16 protein-coding genes and 1 tRNA gene are annotated in these 16,268 nt (G+C 46.7%); 16 read left to right on the top strand and 1 reads right to left on the bottom strand.

All coding sequences use genetic code 11. The features are described 5' to 3' along the window. The 5 genes from CD05_RS0107495 (at position 1) to CD05_RS0107475 (ending at position 3,940) form a co-directional block, all read left to right on the top strand. Positions 1–1,176: a MalY/PatB family protein gene (locus CD05_RS0107495; RefSeq protein WP_028509983.1), complete on the top strand. Its 1,176-nt coding sequence runs from the start codon at positions 1–3 to the stop codon at positions 1,174–1,176. 299 nt (positions 1,177–1,475) lie between these two features. Beyond that, entirely contained in the window at positions 1,476–1,919 is a 444-nt protein-coding gene (locus CD05_RS0107490; RefSeq protein WP_037322890.1) for a MarR family transcriptional regulator, read from the top strand. A gap of 155 nt (positions 1,920–2,074) precedes the next feature. Then, on the top strand, positions 2,075–3,250 hold the full coding sequence (locus tag CD05_RS0107485) for an ATP-binding protein (protein WP_028509981.1): 1,176 nt from the start codon (positions 2,075–2,077) through the stop codon (positions 3,248–3,250). Beyond that, positions 3,250–3,765, top strand: a complete 516-nt coding sequence (locus tag CD05_RS0107480; protein ID WP_028509980.1) for a GNAT family N-acetyltransferase — start codon at positions 3,250–3,252, stop codon at positions 3,763–3,765. The genes CD05_RS0107485 and CD05_RS0107480 overlap by 1 nt, the downstream gene beginning before the upstream one ends. A 99-nt stretch (positions 3,766–3,864) precedes the next feature. Next, positions 3,865–3,940 (top strand) — tRNA-Lys (locus CD05_RS0107475). A gap of 97 nt (positions 3,941–4,037) precedes the next feature. Here CD05_RS0107475 and CD05_RS0107470 read toward each other — a convergent pair. Next, positions 4,038–6,299 carry a glycoside hydrolase family 3 C-terminal domain-containing protein gene (locus CD05_RS0107470; protein ID WP_028509979.1) on the bottom strand — a complete coding sequence of 754 codons (2,262 nt, stop codon included), beginning with the start codon at positions 6,297–6,299 and terminating at the stop codon, positions 4,038–4,040. A gap of 168 nt (positions 6,300–6,467) precedes the next feature. Between CD05_RS0107470 and CD05_RS0107465 the strand changes: the two genes are divergently transcribed. The 11 genes from CD05_RS0107465 to CD05_RS0107415 all read left to right on the top strand — a co-directional run bounded on the left by CD05_RS0107465 (position 6,468) and on the right by CD05_RS0107415 (position 16,243). Beyond that, positions 6,468–7,115, top strand: a complete 648-nt coding sequence (locus CD05_RS0107465) for an HAD-IA family hydrolase (RefSeq protein ID WP_028509978.1) — start codon at positions 6,468–6,470, stop codon at positions 7,113–7,115. Positions 7,116–7,218: 103 nt separating this feature from the next. Next, on the top strand, positions 7,219–8,097 hold the full coding sequence (locus CD05_RS0107460) for a YicC/YloC family endoribonuclease (RefSeq protein WP_028509977.1): 879 nt from the start codon (positions 7,219–7,221) through the stop codon (positions 8,095–8,097). 15 nt (positions 8,098–8,112) lie between these two features. Next, positions 8,113–8,373 carry a DUF370 domain-containing protein gene (locus tag CD05_RS0107455; RefSeq protein WP_028509976.1) on the top strand — a complete coding sequence of 87 codons (261 nt, stop codon included), beginning with the start codon at positions 8,113–8,115 and terminating at the stop codon, positions 8,371–8,373. Then, positions 8,366–8,995: a guanylate kinase gene (gene gmk / locus CD05_RS0107450; RefSeq protein ID WP_028509975.1), complete on the top strand. Its 630-nt coding sequence runs from the start codon at positions 8,366–8,368 to the stop codon at positions 8,993–8,995. Before CD05_RS0107455 ends, gmk begins: the two co-directional genes overlap by 8 nt. Next, positions 8,988–9,194 carry a DNA-directed RNA polymerase subunit omega gene (gene rpoZ / locus CD05_RS0107445; RefSeq protein ID WP_028509974.1) on the top strand — a complete coding sequence of 69 codons (207 nt, stop codon included), beginning with the start codon at positions 8,988–8,990 and terminating at the stop codon, positions 9,192–9,194. Before gmk ends, rpoZ begins: the two co-directional genes overlap by 8 nt. 27 nt (positions 9,195–9,221) lie before the next feature. Then, positions 9,222–11,687, top strand: coding sequence for a primosomal protein N' (priA, locus tag CD05_RS0107440; protein ID WP_028509973.1), 2,466 nt, complete (start codon positions 9,222–9,224; stop codon positions 11,685–11,687). A 9-nt stretch (positions 11,688–11,696) separates the two neighbouring features. Next, positions 11,697–12,173, top strand: a complete 477-nt coding sequence (gene def, locus CD05_RS0107435) for a peptide deformylase (RefSeq protein ID WP_028509972.1) — start codon at positions 11,697–11,699, stop codon at positions 12,171–12,173. A gap of 14 nt (positions 12,174–12,187) precedes the next feature. Next, positions 12,188–13,123 (top strand): methionyl-tRNA formyltransferase, encoded by a 936-nt coding sequence (gene fmt / locus CD05_RS0107430; RefSeq protein WP_028509971.1) that lies wholly within the window; start codon positions 12,188–12,190, stop codon positions 13,121–13,123. Between the two features lie 12 nt (positions 13,124–13,135). Next, entirely contained in the window at positions 13,136–14,440 is a 1,305-nt protein-coding gene (rsmB, locus tag CD05_RS0107425) for a 16S rRNA (cytosine(967)-C(5))-methyltransferase RsmB (RefSeq protein WP_028509970.1), read from the top strand. 3 nt (positions 14,441–14,443) lie between these two features. Beyond that, positions 14,444–15,490, top strand: a complete 1,047-nt coding sequence (rlmN, locus tag CD05_RS0107420) for a 23S rRNA (adenine(2503)-C(2))-methyltransferase RlmN (protein WP_028509969.1) — start codon at positions 14,444–14,446, stop codon at positions 15,488–15,490. Positions 15,491–15,514: 24 nt separating this feature from the next. Then, a complete protein-coding gene (locus CD05_RS0107415) occupies positions 15,515–16,243 on the top strand; it encodes a Stp1/IreP family PP2C-type Ser/Thr phosphatase (protein WP_028509968.1) in 729 nt (242 codons plus the stop codon). Positions 16,244–16,268: the final 25 nt, after the last annotated feature.

The raw sequence follows: 16,268 nt of genomic DNA, 5'->3' as shown, positions 1-16,268 counted from the left end.
ATGTCTGAAAGTATATTTGATAAGCCTGTTGACAGATCCGGCACATATTCAGCAAAGTGGGATATAAAAGACGGCGAGCTTCCTATGTGGGTGGCTGATATGGATTATTTAACAGCCCCTGCTGTTACGCAGGCTCTCGTTGAGCGGGCACAGCACGGCGTGTTCGGCTATACCGATGTGCCTGATGAGTGGTATGAAGCCTATATCTCGCACTGGCAGAGCCGCCATAATGTGACATTAAACCGTAAAGGCCTTGTCTACAGTGCAGGTGTAGTGCCTACAATATCAAGCGCTGTAAGAAAGCTCACTACCCCAGGCGAGAATGTCTGCCTTATGACGCCGGTGTATAATATCTTCTATAACTGCGTAAAGAATAACGGCAGGAATGTCATAGAATCACCTCTTGTATACGATGGGCAGCGTTATCATATTGATTTTGAAGACCTTGAAGCCAAGCTCTCTATGGGACAGACTACGATGCTCCTGCTTTGTAACCCCCAGAACCCTGCCGGCATTATATGGAGCTGTGATGAGCTTGCAAGGATAGGCGAGCTTGCTTACGATAACGGAGTAATAATAGTGTGCGATGAGGTACACTGCGATATCACATATCCCGGTAAGGAGTACGTTCCGTTTGTCAGCGTCAGTGAAAAATGCCGTATGTGCTCAGTCACCTGTATAGCACCTACCAAGGCGTTCAATATAGCAGGCATACAGACATCTGCTGTCTATGCCGAAAACCGCACACTTCGCCATAAGATATGGCGTGCGCTCAATACCGATGAGGTCGGCGAACCGAATGCCTTTGCAATAGCCGCCACAATAGCAGCCTTCGGAAAGGGTATTCAGTGGCTCGATGAAATGAGAGAGTATGTTTATAAGAATATGCTCGCAGTAAAGGCTTTCCTTGAAAGTGAGCTGCCAAAGGTCAGGCTCTACCCTTCCGAGGCGACATATCTTCTCTGGCTCGACCTTTCGGCTTATGGCGTTCCGTCAGGTGTGCTGCAAAAGAAGATACGCTCACATTCCGGGCTTTTTCTCTCAAACGGTGAGATATACGGCGGCAACGGCAAGGATTTTCTCAGAATGAATGTCGCCTGCCCTTTGTCATATGTAAATGACGGCCTGCAAAGGCTCAGAGACTCGCTTGCCGCTATTGATAGGGGAGAGCTTTAGGGCAACACCGCACAAAGACCGCCTGAAGGCTTTGTACGCAACTTACTTGCATCTTTTCCGTCATATTACACATTTTTTCCTTGAAATACGGTAGTATTCTTTCGGAAAATCTGTGCAATCTGACGAAAAAGCTGACTGCGCAATTTGCGCACAATCTTCGTGCGGTGTTGCCTTAGTTAAAAAAGTATATAATTATATACTTATGATACGGTTATATTTGATAGTTTTAACTATTGACTTTAAGTAAATGTTCTGCTATAATTTATTTAGTATAATAAAATAGCAGGAGATATAAGAATATGACTGAGAATGAAAGAAAAGAATATATAAACAGCCTTTTCAGGATATACCCCGTGTGCCGTAAGCTGGTGTTTGATACCTTTGATAAGAAAAAATATGGTATAACAAGAACACAGCAGGTGATAATGCTTACCCTCGGCGTTAACGGCTCGCTTACGATGTCAGGGCTCGCTTCAAAGATAAATACTTCAAATGAGCAGGCTACCCGTGCGGTTGCACAGCTTGTTGAAAAAGGCTTTATCGAGCGTATGCACGACAGTGCAAACAGACGTATAATCAGGATAAAGCTCACAGACGAGGCTAAGGATTTCGTTGAGCATATCAAGCGTGAGATGCATGAGGATTTTCTGGAAAGATTTGCTGTTTTCTCTGATGATGAGCTGACTGAGCTTGTAAAGGCAACCAATATTATTGCCGAAAAGCTCACAAGAATGGCTGTATAAGCCGAACGCAGGTAAAATATAGAAATTTATAGGGCACTATTGTCAAAACCGGCAATAGTGCCTTTGTGTCTTTGCAAATGAGCCGGGGGCTTTAATTTGACAACTTGACACTTTTGTGATATAATCAAATAAATGTATCAGACGGAGATGATAGTATGTCCGATTTTAAAAAGCTCGCTCTTGCCGCAAGAACGCTTGTGGTCTTCAAGAGCCTGAAGGAGAGAACAGTCTTTTCAAAGCTGCTCATGGCGCTTGAATATGAAAGCGCTGAGTGCTACTGTGATTTCGTGGCCGCTCTTTATATGCATTCGGATAACCTTACTGAATATATACTTAAGCTCGTGCTTGAAAACGAGAATATTTTCATGCTCACAAGAGGTGCCGGCAAAAAGACAGGCTTCTTCCTTGACGAGTGCCTTGCTAATGAGCTCGCACTTATCGAGGAGATAGCAAAAGTCCCTGCATCTGAGTTTGAAAGAAAGATAGGCTTTGATGGCTTTCTGCCGCACTATGCCGTGTCCGAGGGTATTGATTTCTCGGCTGTGTATGCTCAGAGGATATACGCTATCTCGCAGTTTGGCTACGGTATCTATTCTGAATACCATGTGTTTATGATAAAAAACGGCGCTATCTCGCCAGTCAAGAACCCTGACCCGATAAAGCTCTCACAGCTTTCGGGCTATGAGTATCAGCGCCAGCAGGTGATAGATAATACTCTCGCTCTGCTAAAAGGCAGGCCTGCCAATAATGTCCTCCTTTACGGCGACTGCGGCACAGGTAAATCTTCTACTGTCAAGGCTATAGCCAATGAATACCGCTCCAAAGGCCTTCGCCTTATAGAGCTTAAGAAAAAGCAGCTTCATGAGCTTCCTAATATCACTGAGACGGTATGTGAAAATCCGCTTAAGTTCATTATTTTCATCGACGACCTCTCGTTCACTGAGGACGATGATGATTTTGCAGCTTTAAAGGCTATCCTTGAGGGCAGCGTTGCTGCGGCTGCTGATAATCTTGTTATTTATGCTACATCTAACAGAAGACATCTTGTCAGAGAGACGTTTTCCTCCCGTGAGGGCGACGAGGTGCATCTTAATGATACTCTCCAGGAGTTTCTTTCGCTCTCCGATAGGTTCGGCCTGTCAGTGTGCTTCCAGAAGCCTGATAAGCAGACTTATCTTAAGGTCGTTGATGAGCTTGCAAAGGAGTATCAGATAAAAACTCCTCTTGATACAGTGCATACCCAGGCTGAGGCATTTGCTATACAGCGTGGCGGCAGGAGCCCACGCACGGCCAAGCAGTTTATTGAATATCTGAAAGGAAACGAAGAGTAATGACAACAGAATTTGAAAGTATATCCGGCTCACTTGATATAATAAAGACAACCTGCCTTGCAAACAGGATATTCGGCCAGCACTATACTCAGCTCATGCCGAGACCCCAGATAGATTATATACTCGACAGCTTCAACAGCTTCAACGCTATCAATGAACGTATCTCCTCCGGCGGATATAAGTATTACAGCATAATGTGTGATAACAGACCGGCTGGCTTTTTTGCATATGTTCCGAGACTCGGCGAGGCAGTTGAGATAACCGAGATAGGCGTTATCAAAAAGCAGCGTGGCAAGGGCTGCTGTAAAAAAGCTCTCAACTTTATTGTGACAAAGGCTAAAGAGGGCGGCGCAAGGACTGTTAAGATAAAGATAGACAAGAAAAACGAAACGGCTCTTAACGCATTCAAGGCTCTCGGTATGCAGGAAATAGGCGAGGAGCAGACCAAGCTCATGGGTGATTTCTTTGTCGAGCAGCTGATACTTGCACTCGATATTTCAGAAGATCCGGCATAATTTAAGTGATGTTTTGGCATCGTCAAAAATAAAAATTGAAAAAAATTGCAAAATACCCTTGACAAATGTTTCGTAAACTGGTATAATATCTATTGTTGTGAGTTATTAGCTCAGTCGGTAGAGCATTTGACTTTTAATCAAAGGGTCCGGGGTTCAAATCCCCGATAGCTCACCAGAAACGCCGCAGTATGGCTTGTACTGCGGCGTTTCACTTTTATATCGGTAAAATAAGACCGCCGCATGATATGTGCGGCGGTCGTTGCTGTCTTAGTTTATTTTGTGTATTCTATAGCTGCCTTGTTTAGCTTTTCAACCATGCTTTCAAGCAGCTCTCTTGTTATTCGCTCGTCGCTTATAAAGCTGACCATTGCGTGCAGCGGCATATCATTGAACATAGCTTCCGCTGCTGCCTGTGCAGAATCATCAGCCTGTGAGGAATCAAAGCCCAGGCTCATTAGCTTAAGCACCTCGCCGAATATCTTCCTGCCCTCAGGGAAGCTCAGTACCTCGCCGCCTAATGAGTCAAGGTCAAAGTGCATGGGTATCACATTGTCAGTCTCGACATAAACGCTTGCTTTCTGCCTTATGTCAGCACTGGAAGAACCTATGAGTATCTCAAACTGACCGTATTCAACATACCAGTCCTTGATGTCGGTGTTGTAGTAAGCAAATGCCCTCTTGTCGAGCTTGAATACGACCCTTTTGCTTTCGCCTGCCTTAAGAGATACCTTCTCAAAGCCCTTTAATTCCTTTTCAGGCCTTATCACTGAGGAATGTGTGTCTCTCACATAAAGCTGTACAGCTTCCTTGCCGTCACGCTTGCCTGTGTTTTTGATGTTCACAGTTACGGTGAGAATGTCGCTGTCCTTTATCTCGTCTGCACTGAGCGTAATGTCCGAGTATTCAAACTCGGTGTAGCTCAGCCCGTGCCCGAACGGGAACAGCACCTCCATGTCCTTCTTTTCGTAGTACCTGTAGCCTACGAAAATGCCCTCCTTGTATCTTACCACATCGCCCTCGCCGGGGAAATTCAAGAAAGACGGATTATCCGACAGCTTTTTCGGGAATGTCTCAGCGAGCTTGCCGCTGGGGTTGACTTTCCCAAAAAGAACATCGCATACAGCCGCACCTATCATCTCGCCGCCGAGATAGCATTCAACAATGCCCTTTACCTTGTCTGCAAACGGCATCTCAACAGGTGCGCCGTTGTGTAGAACAACTACTACATTCTTGTTGACGCCAAGTATCCTGTCTATGAGCTCGAGCTGGCACTGCGGCATTTTCATATGCTGCCTGTCAAAGCCCTCCGACTCGAATGAATCGGGAAGCCCTGCGAATACTACAACAGTGTCACTTTCCTCAGCAAGCGCAACAGCCTCCGTCAGCAGAGCCTCGTCTGTCTTGTCTTCGCTTGTTATGTAGCCCTGAGCGTAGCTTACATCTGCATATTCCTTGGAAGCCTCAATGGCACTTGCAGTCTGCTCAACGTTTATGTGAGAGCTTCCGCCGCCCTGGAATCTCGGCTTGCTTGCAAATTCGCCGATAAAGGCTATCTTTTTCTTGGTGTCGAGCGGCAGCAGCTTCTTGTCATTCTTGAGGAGCACTATGCACTGTGCTGCTATCTTTCTTGCAAGGGCTCTGTCCTTGTCCTTGTCCCATTTTGCAGCATACTGCCTGTTTTCATCTCCCTTGTATATCAGGTCGAGCACACGCATTACCACCTTGTCAAGGTCAGCCTCGTCAAGCTCGCCGTTTTTAACAGCTTCAACTATTCGCTTGTCGTTCTTGCCCATGCTGCCCGGCATTTCAAGGTCAAGCCCTGCGGCAACGCCCTTCGGCCTGTCGTCAACAGCGCCCCAGTCGCTCACAACAAGCCCCTCAAAGCCCCATTCGTCACGCAGTATGTCTGTGAGCAGCCTCTTGTTCTGTGATGAGTATTCTCCCCATATCTTGTTGTATGAGCACATCACAGTCTGCGGTCTGGCTTCCTTGACAGCATATTCAAATGCCGAGAGATATATCTCTCTGAAAGCTCTTTCGTCTACCTCAGCCGATACCGATAAACGCCTTGTCTCCTGATTGTTTGCCGCAAAGTGCTTTAGCGATGAGCCAACGCCCATGCTCTGAACGCCGTTTATGTGTGCTGCTGCCATCTGCGATGCAAGATATGGGTCCTCCGAGAAGTATTCAAAATTCCTTCCGCACAGGGGGGAGCGCTTGATGTTTGCCCCCGGCCCCAAAAGAACAGCCACGCCCTCAGACTGACATTCGTTTCCGAGCGCCTTGCCCATTTCCCTTACAAGCTCTCTGTCGTATGAGCAGGCAAGAGCACACGCCGCCGGGAAGCAAACAGCCTTTATGCTGTCATTGCCCTCCATTTTTCTCAGTCCGTGAGGGCCGTCAGACATCATTATAACGGGTATGTCCTTGCCCTCTATCTTCTTAGTATGCCAGAAATCCGCACCCGAGCAGAGTGAAGCCTTTTCCTCGAGTGTCAGTGATGATAGTATTTCTTTTAATCTTGCTTTGTCCATAGGTAGTTCTCCTTAATAAAAGTATAGTATAATTGTAACACTTTTTCACTTGATTTTCTACCCTTTTTGTGTAATTTAACAGTAATTTAATATTTGCCTTATCCGCTTGAATTATTAATATTTATAAGCGATAATTGATATAGTATTATTCTTTACCGGAGTGATGATATGAGCAGATATAAAGCCTTTATATTTGATTTTGACCTTACACTTGTAGATTCAACAGCACCTATCGTTAAGTGCTTCAAGCATACACTTAAAACCTTCGGCTATGACATTCCCGATGATAAGACGATAATCGACACGATAGGCCTGCCGCTTACCGATGCATTTGATATCCTTTCGGGTATCACACCTAATCCGAATAAGGAGGAGATGCGTAAGACCTATGTCGCCTTCGCTGACGGTATCATGGCAAAGGAGAGCATCTTCTATCCCGATGCTCTGGGTATCCTCCAGTCTCTTGTAACTGCTGAAAGAAAGGTCGCTATCGTTTCGTCAAAGATGCGCTACCGTATTGTCGAGACATTTGAATGCCATACATCATCAATGCCTGTAGATCTTATAGTCGGCCTCGGCGATGTCGGCGCTCCCAAGCCTGACCCGGCAGGGCTTCTGTTTGCAGCAGATAAGCTCGGGGTATACAGGGAAGATGTTCTCTATATCGGCGACAGCTATATCGACGCTCAGACGGCCTATAACGCAGGTATAGATTTTGCCGGTGTCGCTACCGGCCCGACCCCTAAAGATAAGCTGCTTGAATACCCGAATGTGTTCGTCGGAGATTCGCTTACTGAGGTGTTTCTGAATATATAAACCCTGGCCTAATTTATTGTGAACATTCTATTAAATTTACTTGCAATTTTTGCCTGAAAATGTTATAATGAAATGTAAAATAAAAATAGGAGCACAGATGTCTATGATCAACAGTATGACCGGCTTCGGCCGTGAAAGAAAGATACTTAATAACCGTGAGATAATCGTCGAGGTAAGGAGCGTGAATAACCGCTTCTGTGAGTTCTCTGCAAGGACTCCCCGTAACTATGGCTACCTTGATGAACGCCTTAAGGCTCTTTTCAAATCCCAGATAACAAGAGGTAAGGTCGAGGTCAGCGTTTCTATCTATAAACAGGAGGGCGCTGATGCTGAGATAGCAATAAATAAGACTATCGCTGAGGGCTATATCAAGGCTCTGCGCAGTGTCAAGGACGAATTCGCCCTTGCTGATGACCTTTCTCTTTCCAGCATCATGAGACTTCCCGATGTCTTCACAGTTGTCAAGACTGAGGACGATGAGGAGGAGATCTGGCGTGATGTCAGCGAGGTCGCAAACGGCGCACTTGCACTTTTCCTTGAAATGAGAAAGACAGAGGGCGCTAAGCTCTATGATGATGTTCTTTCCCGACTTGCTGCTATCGAGGATAATGTTGCCAAGATAGAAGACCGCTCGCCCAAGGTGAACGATGAATACCGTGACAGGCTATTTGCAAAGCTGCAGGAGGTGCTCCAGGATACCAACATCGACGAGCAGCGTGTGCTTACCGAGGCTGCGATATTTGCTGATAAGACAGCCGTTGATGAAGAAACGGTAAGACTTCGCTCGCATATCGCACAGTTCAGAGGCCTTCTTGAAGCTAAGGAGCCTGTCGGCAGAAAGCTCGACTTCCTCGTGCAGGAGCTTAACCGTGAGGTGAATACCATAGGCTCAAAGTGCCAGGATATCACTATCACAAAAATGGTAGTCGATATGAAGGCTGAGATAGAGAAGATAAGAGAGCAGATACAGAATATCGAGTAATGAGGGAGGGTGTCTATGCAGCTTCTTAATATAGGCTACGGCAATCTGATTTCATCAGACAGGCTGATAGCTATCGTGGCGCCCGATTCTGCACCGATTAAGCGTATCATAAGCGATGCTAAAGATAAGGGCACCCTTATTGATGCGACCTACGGCAGAAGAACAAGGGCAGTTATAATAATGGACAGCGATCATGTGGTGCTGTGTGCCGTTTCTCCTGAGACGGTCGGCGGCAGACTTATTGATGACTCAGAGGAGGGGAAGGACCATGAATGATGCAAAGATCATTATAGTATCCGCACCTTCGGGCTGCGGCAAGGGCACTATTCTTGCTGAAGTGCTTGAGAAAACAGGTGCTTTTCTTTCGATATCCTGTACTACACGAGGCCCTCGTGTGGGTGAGGAAAACGGTGTGAACTATCACTTCATCACTCAGGACGAATTTGATAAAATGATAGACGATAATGCGTTTTTGGAGTATGCACGCTTTGTCGGCAAGAGCTACGGCACGCCTGCAAAGCCTGTTGACGATGCGATATCACAGGGCAGAGATGCTATTCTTGAAATAGAGACAAAAGGCGCTTTTCAGGTAAAAGAGTCCCGTCCGGAAAGTGTCAGCATATTCATTCTTCCCCCGTCAATAAAGGAGCTTGAAAGAAGGCTCAGAAAACGTGCAACAGAGACTGAGGAAAAGATTCTTGAGCGTGTTGCTCAGGCCGCAGGCGAGATAGAAAAGTCGCCCAGATATGACTACGTTATAATGAATGATGCGCTTGAAGACGCAATAAGAGATTTTGAGCTTGTTGTAAGCTCGGTAAAGGCAAATGATAACAGAGCCGATAAATTCAAGGCTGAGAATATGAAAGAAACTATTGAAGAGGTGCTTAAAAATGCTTAGACCGGCAATCGTACAGATACTTAAGAATAATGAGAGCTATTACTCTCTCGTGCTCGCAGTAGCAAAGAGAGCAAGAGATATAACTGATGAGGCTAACGAAAAGGGTATCACCCTTAATGAAAAGCCTGTCAAGACAGCAGTTGATGAATTTGCTTCCGGCGAATATAAATTCATTGAAGACCCCGAGCTCAGAAGATAAGTCTCAAAGGAAAGGACTGTTCGCCCGATGCAGGCTCGCTTTACAGTTGCTCAGGTCGCCGTGTCGGCGGCGAGCTATAGCTTTGATAACGAATTCAGCTACCTTGTCCCCGATGAGATAAGCAGCCTTATCAGGCCGGGCGTCAGGGTGCTCGTTCCGTTCGGAAAAGCCAATAAGCGTGTCATAGGCTTTGTTCTCAGAGTGCTCACGTTCGGTGAAAGGCCTGAAAAAATCAAGCCTGTGCTGAGACTTGTTGATGAGCAGCCACTCGTCAGTGAAGAACAGCTGAAGATAATCTCTTATCTCAGAGAGAATACCTTCTGTACCTATTATGATGCATTCCGGTCGGTCGTTCCTGCCGGGTATGGGTATATATGCAGAACGCACTATGCTCTTGTCAACTCTAAGAATGAGGGTGACCTTAGCGAGGAAGAAACGGCCGCTGCTGAGTATATCAGAAACTGTACTTCCCAGCGTGACGTTGATGAATACCTCGACTTTACAGGCGATAAGAAGAAAAAAGCTCTTGTTATGAGCCTTATTGATAAGGGCGTTATCGAGGAATCCCAGGAGCTGAGGCGTAAGACTGCTGACAGTGAACAGAAGATGATAAGGCTTTCCGATGATTTTTTGCAGGCAAGAGCAGGCATTTCACTTACAGCAAAGCAGACGCTCGTTGTAAAGCTGCTTGATGAATGCGGCTGTATCAGCGAGAAGGAAGTCTGCTATATGACAAGCTGTACGCTCTCGCTGCTCAAAAGAATGGGTGATAAGAATATCATCAGCTTCTTTAAGGCAGAAGCGCTCAGAAATGCAATAGGCGAGCAGAAGATAAGGACAGACCCCGAGACTATCATACTTAACGACGAGCAGCAGCAGGCATATGACGGTATACTGGCCTTGTGTGACAGCGGTAAGCCGGCAGGCGCATTGCTTCACGGTGTTACCGGCAGCGGTAAAACATCGGTGTTTATCAGGCTTATAAACGCTATGCAAAAGCGTGGCAGGACATCGGTCATGCTCGTGCCGGAGATTTCTCTGACACCGCAGATGCTTAAAAAATTCGGCTCGTATTTCGGCGAGCGTATAGCAGTTATCCATTCTTCGCTCTCGCCCGGGCAGCGAATGGATGAATATAAACGCATAATGCGTGGAGAAGCGACTATCGTTATCGGCACAAGAAGCGCAGTCTTTTCTCCGCTTAAAGATATAGGTATAATCATAATGGACGAGGAGGGCGAGCAGACGTATAAGTCCGAGCAGAGCCCGAGATACCATGCAAGAGACGTTGCTATCCAGCGCTGCGGATTCAATAACGCCGTTTTGCTCATGGCATCTGCCACACCTTCGCTTGAAAGCTACTATTATGCTAAAAACGGTCGGTTCAGCCTGTTTGAGCTTGACCATAGATATAATGATTCTCCGCTCCCTGATGTGAGGATAGTCGATATGTCATCTCCTAAGGAGGACGGCAACGACGGCGTGCTCAGCTTTGAGCTTGCACAGAGCATAAGGGATACACTTGAAAAAGGCGAGCAGTCGATACTTCTGCTAAACAGACGTGGCTTTAACACCTATGTCTCGTGCAGCGGCTGCCGAAAGCCTATCCAGTGTCCTAACTGTTCAATAGCGCTGACATATCATATAAAGAATAACAGGCTGATGTGTCACTGCTGCGGCTATTCAATGCCTTTCCCGGAGACCTGCCCTGAATGCGGCTCGTCAAAGCTCTATTCGAGCGGCGTCGGCACTCAGAGGATAGAGCAGGAGATAGCAAGGATATTCCCCGAAGCCCGTATACTTCGTATGGACGCAGATACGGTCTCGACAAGATATGACTATGAGGAAAAGTTCCTCTCGTTTGAAAACGGCGAGTATGATATAATGCTCGGTACACAGATGATAGCAAAGGGTCTAAACTTCCCGAATGTCACCTGTGTGGGAGTAATATCACTTGATAAAGCACTTTTTGCAGGCGATTTCAGAAGCTATGAGCGAACATTCTCGCTGATAACACAGGTCGTCGGCAGAGGCGGCAGAGGGAAAAAGCCCGGTACTGCTTTTATTCAGACCTTCGTGCCTGACCACTATGTGCTCGACCTTGCCTCAAGACAGGATTATAAAGAGTTCTACGAACAGGAGATAGCACTGCGGCACGCGCTTATATATCCGCCATTCTGTGATATATGCGTTGTAGGCTTTTCGGCAGTGCTTGAAAGCAAGGCGATACTTGCAAGTGAGGGCTTTTCGGATATGATGAATGATTATCTGTCCAAAAATCAGGATAGTATTAAATTCCTGCGTGTGCTTGGCCCTGCTCCCTGTGCTCTGGAAAGAGTGGGCGGCCGCTACCGCTACAGAATGATCTTAAAATGCAAAAATAACAACAATTTCAGAATAATGATAAGCACGCTTCTTAAAGAGTTCTCCAAAAAGAGCGAGTTTAAGGACGTAAGGATATATGCCGATATCAACGGCGATATAGGATTGTGAGGATAAACAATGGCACTTAGAAAAATACTCAATAAACGTGATGAAACACTTCATAAAAAATGCAAGCCTGTTGAAAAGTTCGATGACAGACTTCATACTCTTCTTGACGATATGGCGCAGACACTTGTGCAGGCTCAGGGCGTAGGCCTTGCTGCTCCGCAGGTCGGCGTGCTCAGAAGAGTCGTTATCATAGATGTTGATGACGGTACAGGGATACACGAGCTTATCAATCCCGAGATAATCTCAAAGTCCGAGGAAACACATAAGGTTCTCGAAGGCTGCCTTTCATGTCCTAATGAGTGGGGCTATACTATACGTCCCGTTACAGTTCGCTTCAAGGCTCAGGACAGAAACGGCGAGTGGTATGAAATGGAGGTCAGCGAGCTTTTTGCGCAGGCTGTGTGCCATGAGCTCGACCACCTTGACGGCCATATCTTCACCGAGTTCGTCGTTGAGTGGGCAGACCCCGAAGATCTTAAAGACTAAAGAGGTAGAATGCATTGAAGATAGTTTTTATGGGTACACCAGATTTTGCAGTGGCTACCCTCGAAAAATTGTATGCTGACGGATATGAAGTTGCTGCCGTTTTCACTCAGCCTGATAAGCCCAAGGGCAGGGGATATAAGCTGACTCCTCCGCCTGTTAAGGTGCTCGCTTTAGAACACGGCACACCGGTCTATCAGCCCGACAGCCTGAAAAAAGATGCCGAGGAATACCTTGACATATTAAAAAAGATATCCCCCGATGTTATAGTAGTTGCCGCTTATGGTAAGATACTCCCCAAGGAAGTTCTTGAGCTTCCGAGGCTTGGCTGCGTAAATGTCCACGGCTCTCTGCTTCCTAAGTACAGAGGCGCAGCACCTATACAGCAGTCGGTGCTCGATGATGAAGCTCAGACGGGTATTACTACAATGCTTATGGGTGAGGGTCTTGATACAGGAGATATCCTGTTGCAGGAGACTGCTGATATTGGCATTGATGAGACTGCTGCCGAGCTGTTTGACAGGCTCGCTGTAATGGGTGCAGAGCTGCTCGTCAAAACGCTCCCTCTCCTTGATAAGGGTGAGATAACTCCTGTCAAGCAGGACGAGAGCAAGGCAACATATGCAAAGATGCTCTCAAAGGATATGTGTGAGCTTGATTTTGATAATTCTGCAAGGGCTGTGCATAAGAAGATATGCGGCCTTTCCGACTGGCCGTGTGCTGTGACATTTCTTGACGGCAAGAGGATAAAGATATATCATTCCTCGCTGCTCGATGAGACCGGTTCCTTCGGTGCACCCGGCGAGATAATAGATGATAGGGAGTTTGTAGTTGCCTGTAAGCAGGGCAAGTTCAAGATAACCGAGTTGCAGGCTGAGGGCGGCAAGCGTATGAAGACTGCCGACTACCTCAGAGGCAAGCCGGTTACAAAAGGTACGATACTCGGAAGATAAAGGGGAGTGCAAATGGCGAACGCCCGTAAGGCAGCAGTAAAGCTGCTCACAAAGCTCGATGAAAACAGCGCTTATTCAAATATACTCCTTGATAAGGAGCTTGACAGGTATAAGCTCGATGAGCGAGACAAGCATTTTGCGACAGCACTTTTCTATGGCTGTATCGAGCGCAGGCTTACTCTTGATAGAATAATCGACTCACGCCTTGTAAGACGTGCAGATAAGCTGTCTCTTGAAGTCAGAAATATCCTCAGAACAGGTATATATCAGCTCCTGTATATGGATAGTGTTCCCGACCATACAGCAGTAGATGAGAGCGTCAAGCTCGTCGATACAAGACGTAATCCTGCTCTGCCAGGCTTTGTAAACGGCCTTATGCGTGGCTTTGTCCGTGACGGCAAGCCGCTTCCCGAGGGTAAGAATGAAGCTGAAAAGCTGATGTATGAGTATTCCTGCCCCCTCTGGCTCGTGCAGAAGTGGACAGATGAATACGGCGCAAAGACAGCAAAGGATATGCTCAGGACTTCTACCGGCAGACCGCCTGTCACAGCAAGGGTCTATACTACCAAGACAACTCCCGAAAAGCTGTGTGAGCTGCTTATAAGTGAGGGTGTCGGCTGTGAGACAGTCAGCTTCCCTGAGGGCTGCGTGAAGATAACCGGCGGCTCGCCTGAAAACACTGAAGCATATAGACAGGGGCTTTTCCATGTTCAGGATATATCATCGCAGCTTTGTTGTGCAGCAGTTGACCCGAAGCCGGGTATGACTGTCCTTGATATATGCTCTGCCCCCGGCGGCAAGAGCTTTACAATGGCAGAGCTTATGGAAAATAAAGGCCGCCTGCTCGCATTCGACCTTCACGAGAACAGAGTACGATTAATTAGAAAAGGTGCTCAGAGGCTCGGGCTCGATATAATATCAGCAGAGCCTAATGATGCAAAGATATTCAAAAGCGATATGCCTCAGGCAGACAGAGTGCTTTGCGACGTTCCCTGTTCAGGGCTCGGCGTAATAAGACGTAAGCCTGAGATAAAGTATAAATCACCTGAGGAGTTTGAAAGACTGCCGGATATCCAGCTGGCTATCCTTTCCGCTTCTTCGGGATATGTCAAAAAGGGAGGCGTGCTCGTCTATTCGACCTGCACACTTTCAAGAGCCGAGAACGATGATGTGATTGACAGGTTTTTAAGCGAGAACAAGGATTTTTCGCCCTGCCCGATAGGCGGCACTCTCGGTGACAGCTTCAAGGCAAGTATAACCCCTGATAAATTCGGCTCAGACGGCTTTTTTATCGCAAAGCTGATAAGGAACGGTTGATATATGATAATAAGAGACGATGACGGCAGGATAGATATACTTTCACTCAGCTTTGACGAGCTCTGTGAGCAGGTCATAGCTGCTGGAGAAAAGCGTTTTCGTGCCGCTCAGCTGTATGAATGGCTGCACGTCAAGCGTGTGGAAAGTTTTGATAAAATGACTAATCTTTCTACACAATTTCGTGCAAGGCTCGGTGAGCTATTTTGTCTAAAATCACTATTTATTGTGAAAAGGCTTGAATCTCATACCGATAATACGTTAAAATATCTATATAGGCTTCCTGACGGCAACCACGTTGAGAGCGTCGTTATGGATTATAACCACGGCACTACGATCTGTATATCCACTCAGGTCGGGTGTAAAATGGGCTGTAATTTCTGCGCATCGACTATTGCCGGCTTCAGGAGAGATCTTCTGCCCTCTGAAATGCTTCTGCAGATCTATACAGCAGAGCGTGACAGTGGCAGGAGAATAGGCGGTGCTGTGCTCATGGGCATCGGCGAGCCGCTTGATAACTTTGATAATGTTGTGTGCTTTTTAGACCTTCTGTCTAATGAAAAGGGCATGAATATGTCGCTGAGGCACCTGTCGCTATCGACCTGCGGTATAGTGCCGAGGATAAGGGAGCTTGCCTCGCTTAAGCTGGGGCTTACGCTTTCAATATCCCTCCATGCGACAAATAATGAAACCAGATCAAGTATAATGCCTGTCAATAAGACATACAGGATAGAGGAACTGCTCGATGCGTGTAAATACTACTTTGCGCAGACCGGCAGGAGGATATCCTTTGAATATGCGCTTATCGACGGCGTTAACGATTCGCAGAAGAATGCAGATGAGCTCGCAGCCCTTCTCGGAGGGTTTGTGTGCCATGTAAATATAATCCCCGTAAATAAGATAAAAGAGAGAAACTACACCTCCGACAGAAAGAGCGCACAGAGATTTCGTGCTATGCTTGAGGAGCGTGGTCTTAATGCCACAGTGCGCCGTACTCTCGGCGCTGATATAAACGCCGCCTGCGGTCAGCTAAGGCGTGAATATGAAATATGACAAGGAAAGGACGGTAGCGATTCAATGTTTCTTGCATATAAAAGCGATATAGGACAAAAAAGAGACGAAAACCAGGACAGAGTCAGAGTCGGTATGATCGGTAATGATTCAGCCCTTGCTGTTGTATGCGATGGTATGGGCGGAGCTAACTCAGGCTCGCTTGCAAGTGAGATCGCAATTAATGCCGTATATGATAAGATAGCCGGGAATTACCGTGAAAACGCCGATGAGAACAGCATCAGAAACCTGCTGCTCACATCTGTTAGTGCTGCGAATTCCCTTGTTTATCAGGAAAGCGTAGGCAACGAGGAGAATAAGGGAATGGGTACTACCTGTGTGGCTGCTCTTGTAAGGGGCAAGCAGGTCTTCGTCGCCAATGTAGGTGACAGCAGGGCGTATATCATGACTCCTAACGGTATCGACCAGATAACCAACGACCATACACTCGTTGAGATGCTCTTTGAGCAGGGTCAGATAAGCCGTGAGGAAGCTGATACCCATTATATGAAGAATGTCATTACCAAGGCAGTCGGCGTTGAGAAGGACGTTGAGACTGACTATTTTGAGCTTGATAATGACTGCAATTTCACGATACTTCTCTGCTCAGACGGGCTTTATAACTATTGCACCAATGAGCTCATGTATGATACGGTCTACGGTCAGAACCTCGATGAGGCTGCCTCTAAGCTCGTAGCACACGCAAATCTTGAGGGCGGTAAGGACAATATAACTATCGCTCTGCTTGCTAATTGATATTATCTGTTTTAACATATATTTA

The sequence above is a fragment of the Ruminococcus sp. NK3A76 genome (assembly GCF_000686125.1).
In the GTDB taxonomy this organism is placed as follows: domain Bacteria; phylum Bacillota; class Clostridia; order Oscillospirales; family Ruminococcaceae; genus NK3A76.
Note: the sequence above shows the minus strand (reverse complement) of the source record. Positions and strands in the feature narration are given on the sequence as shown.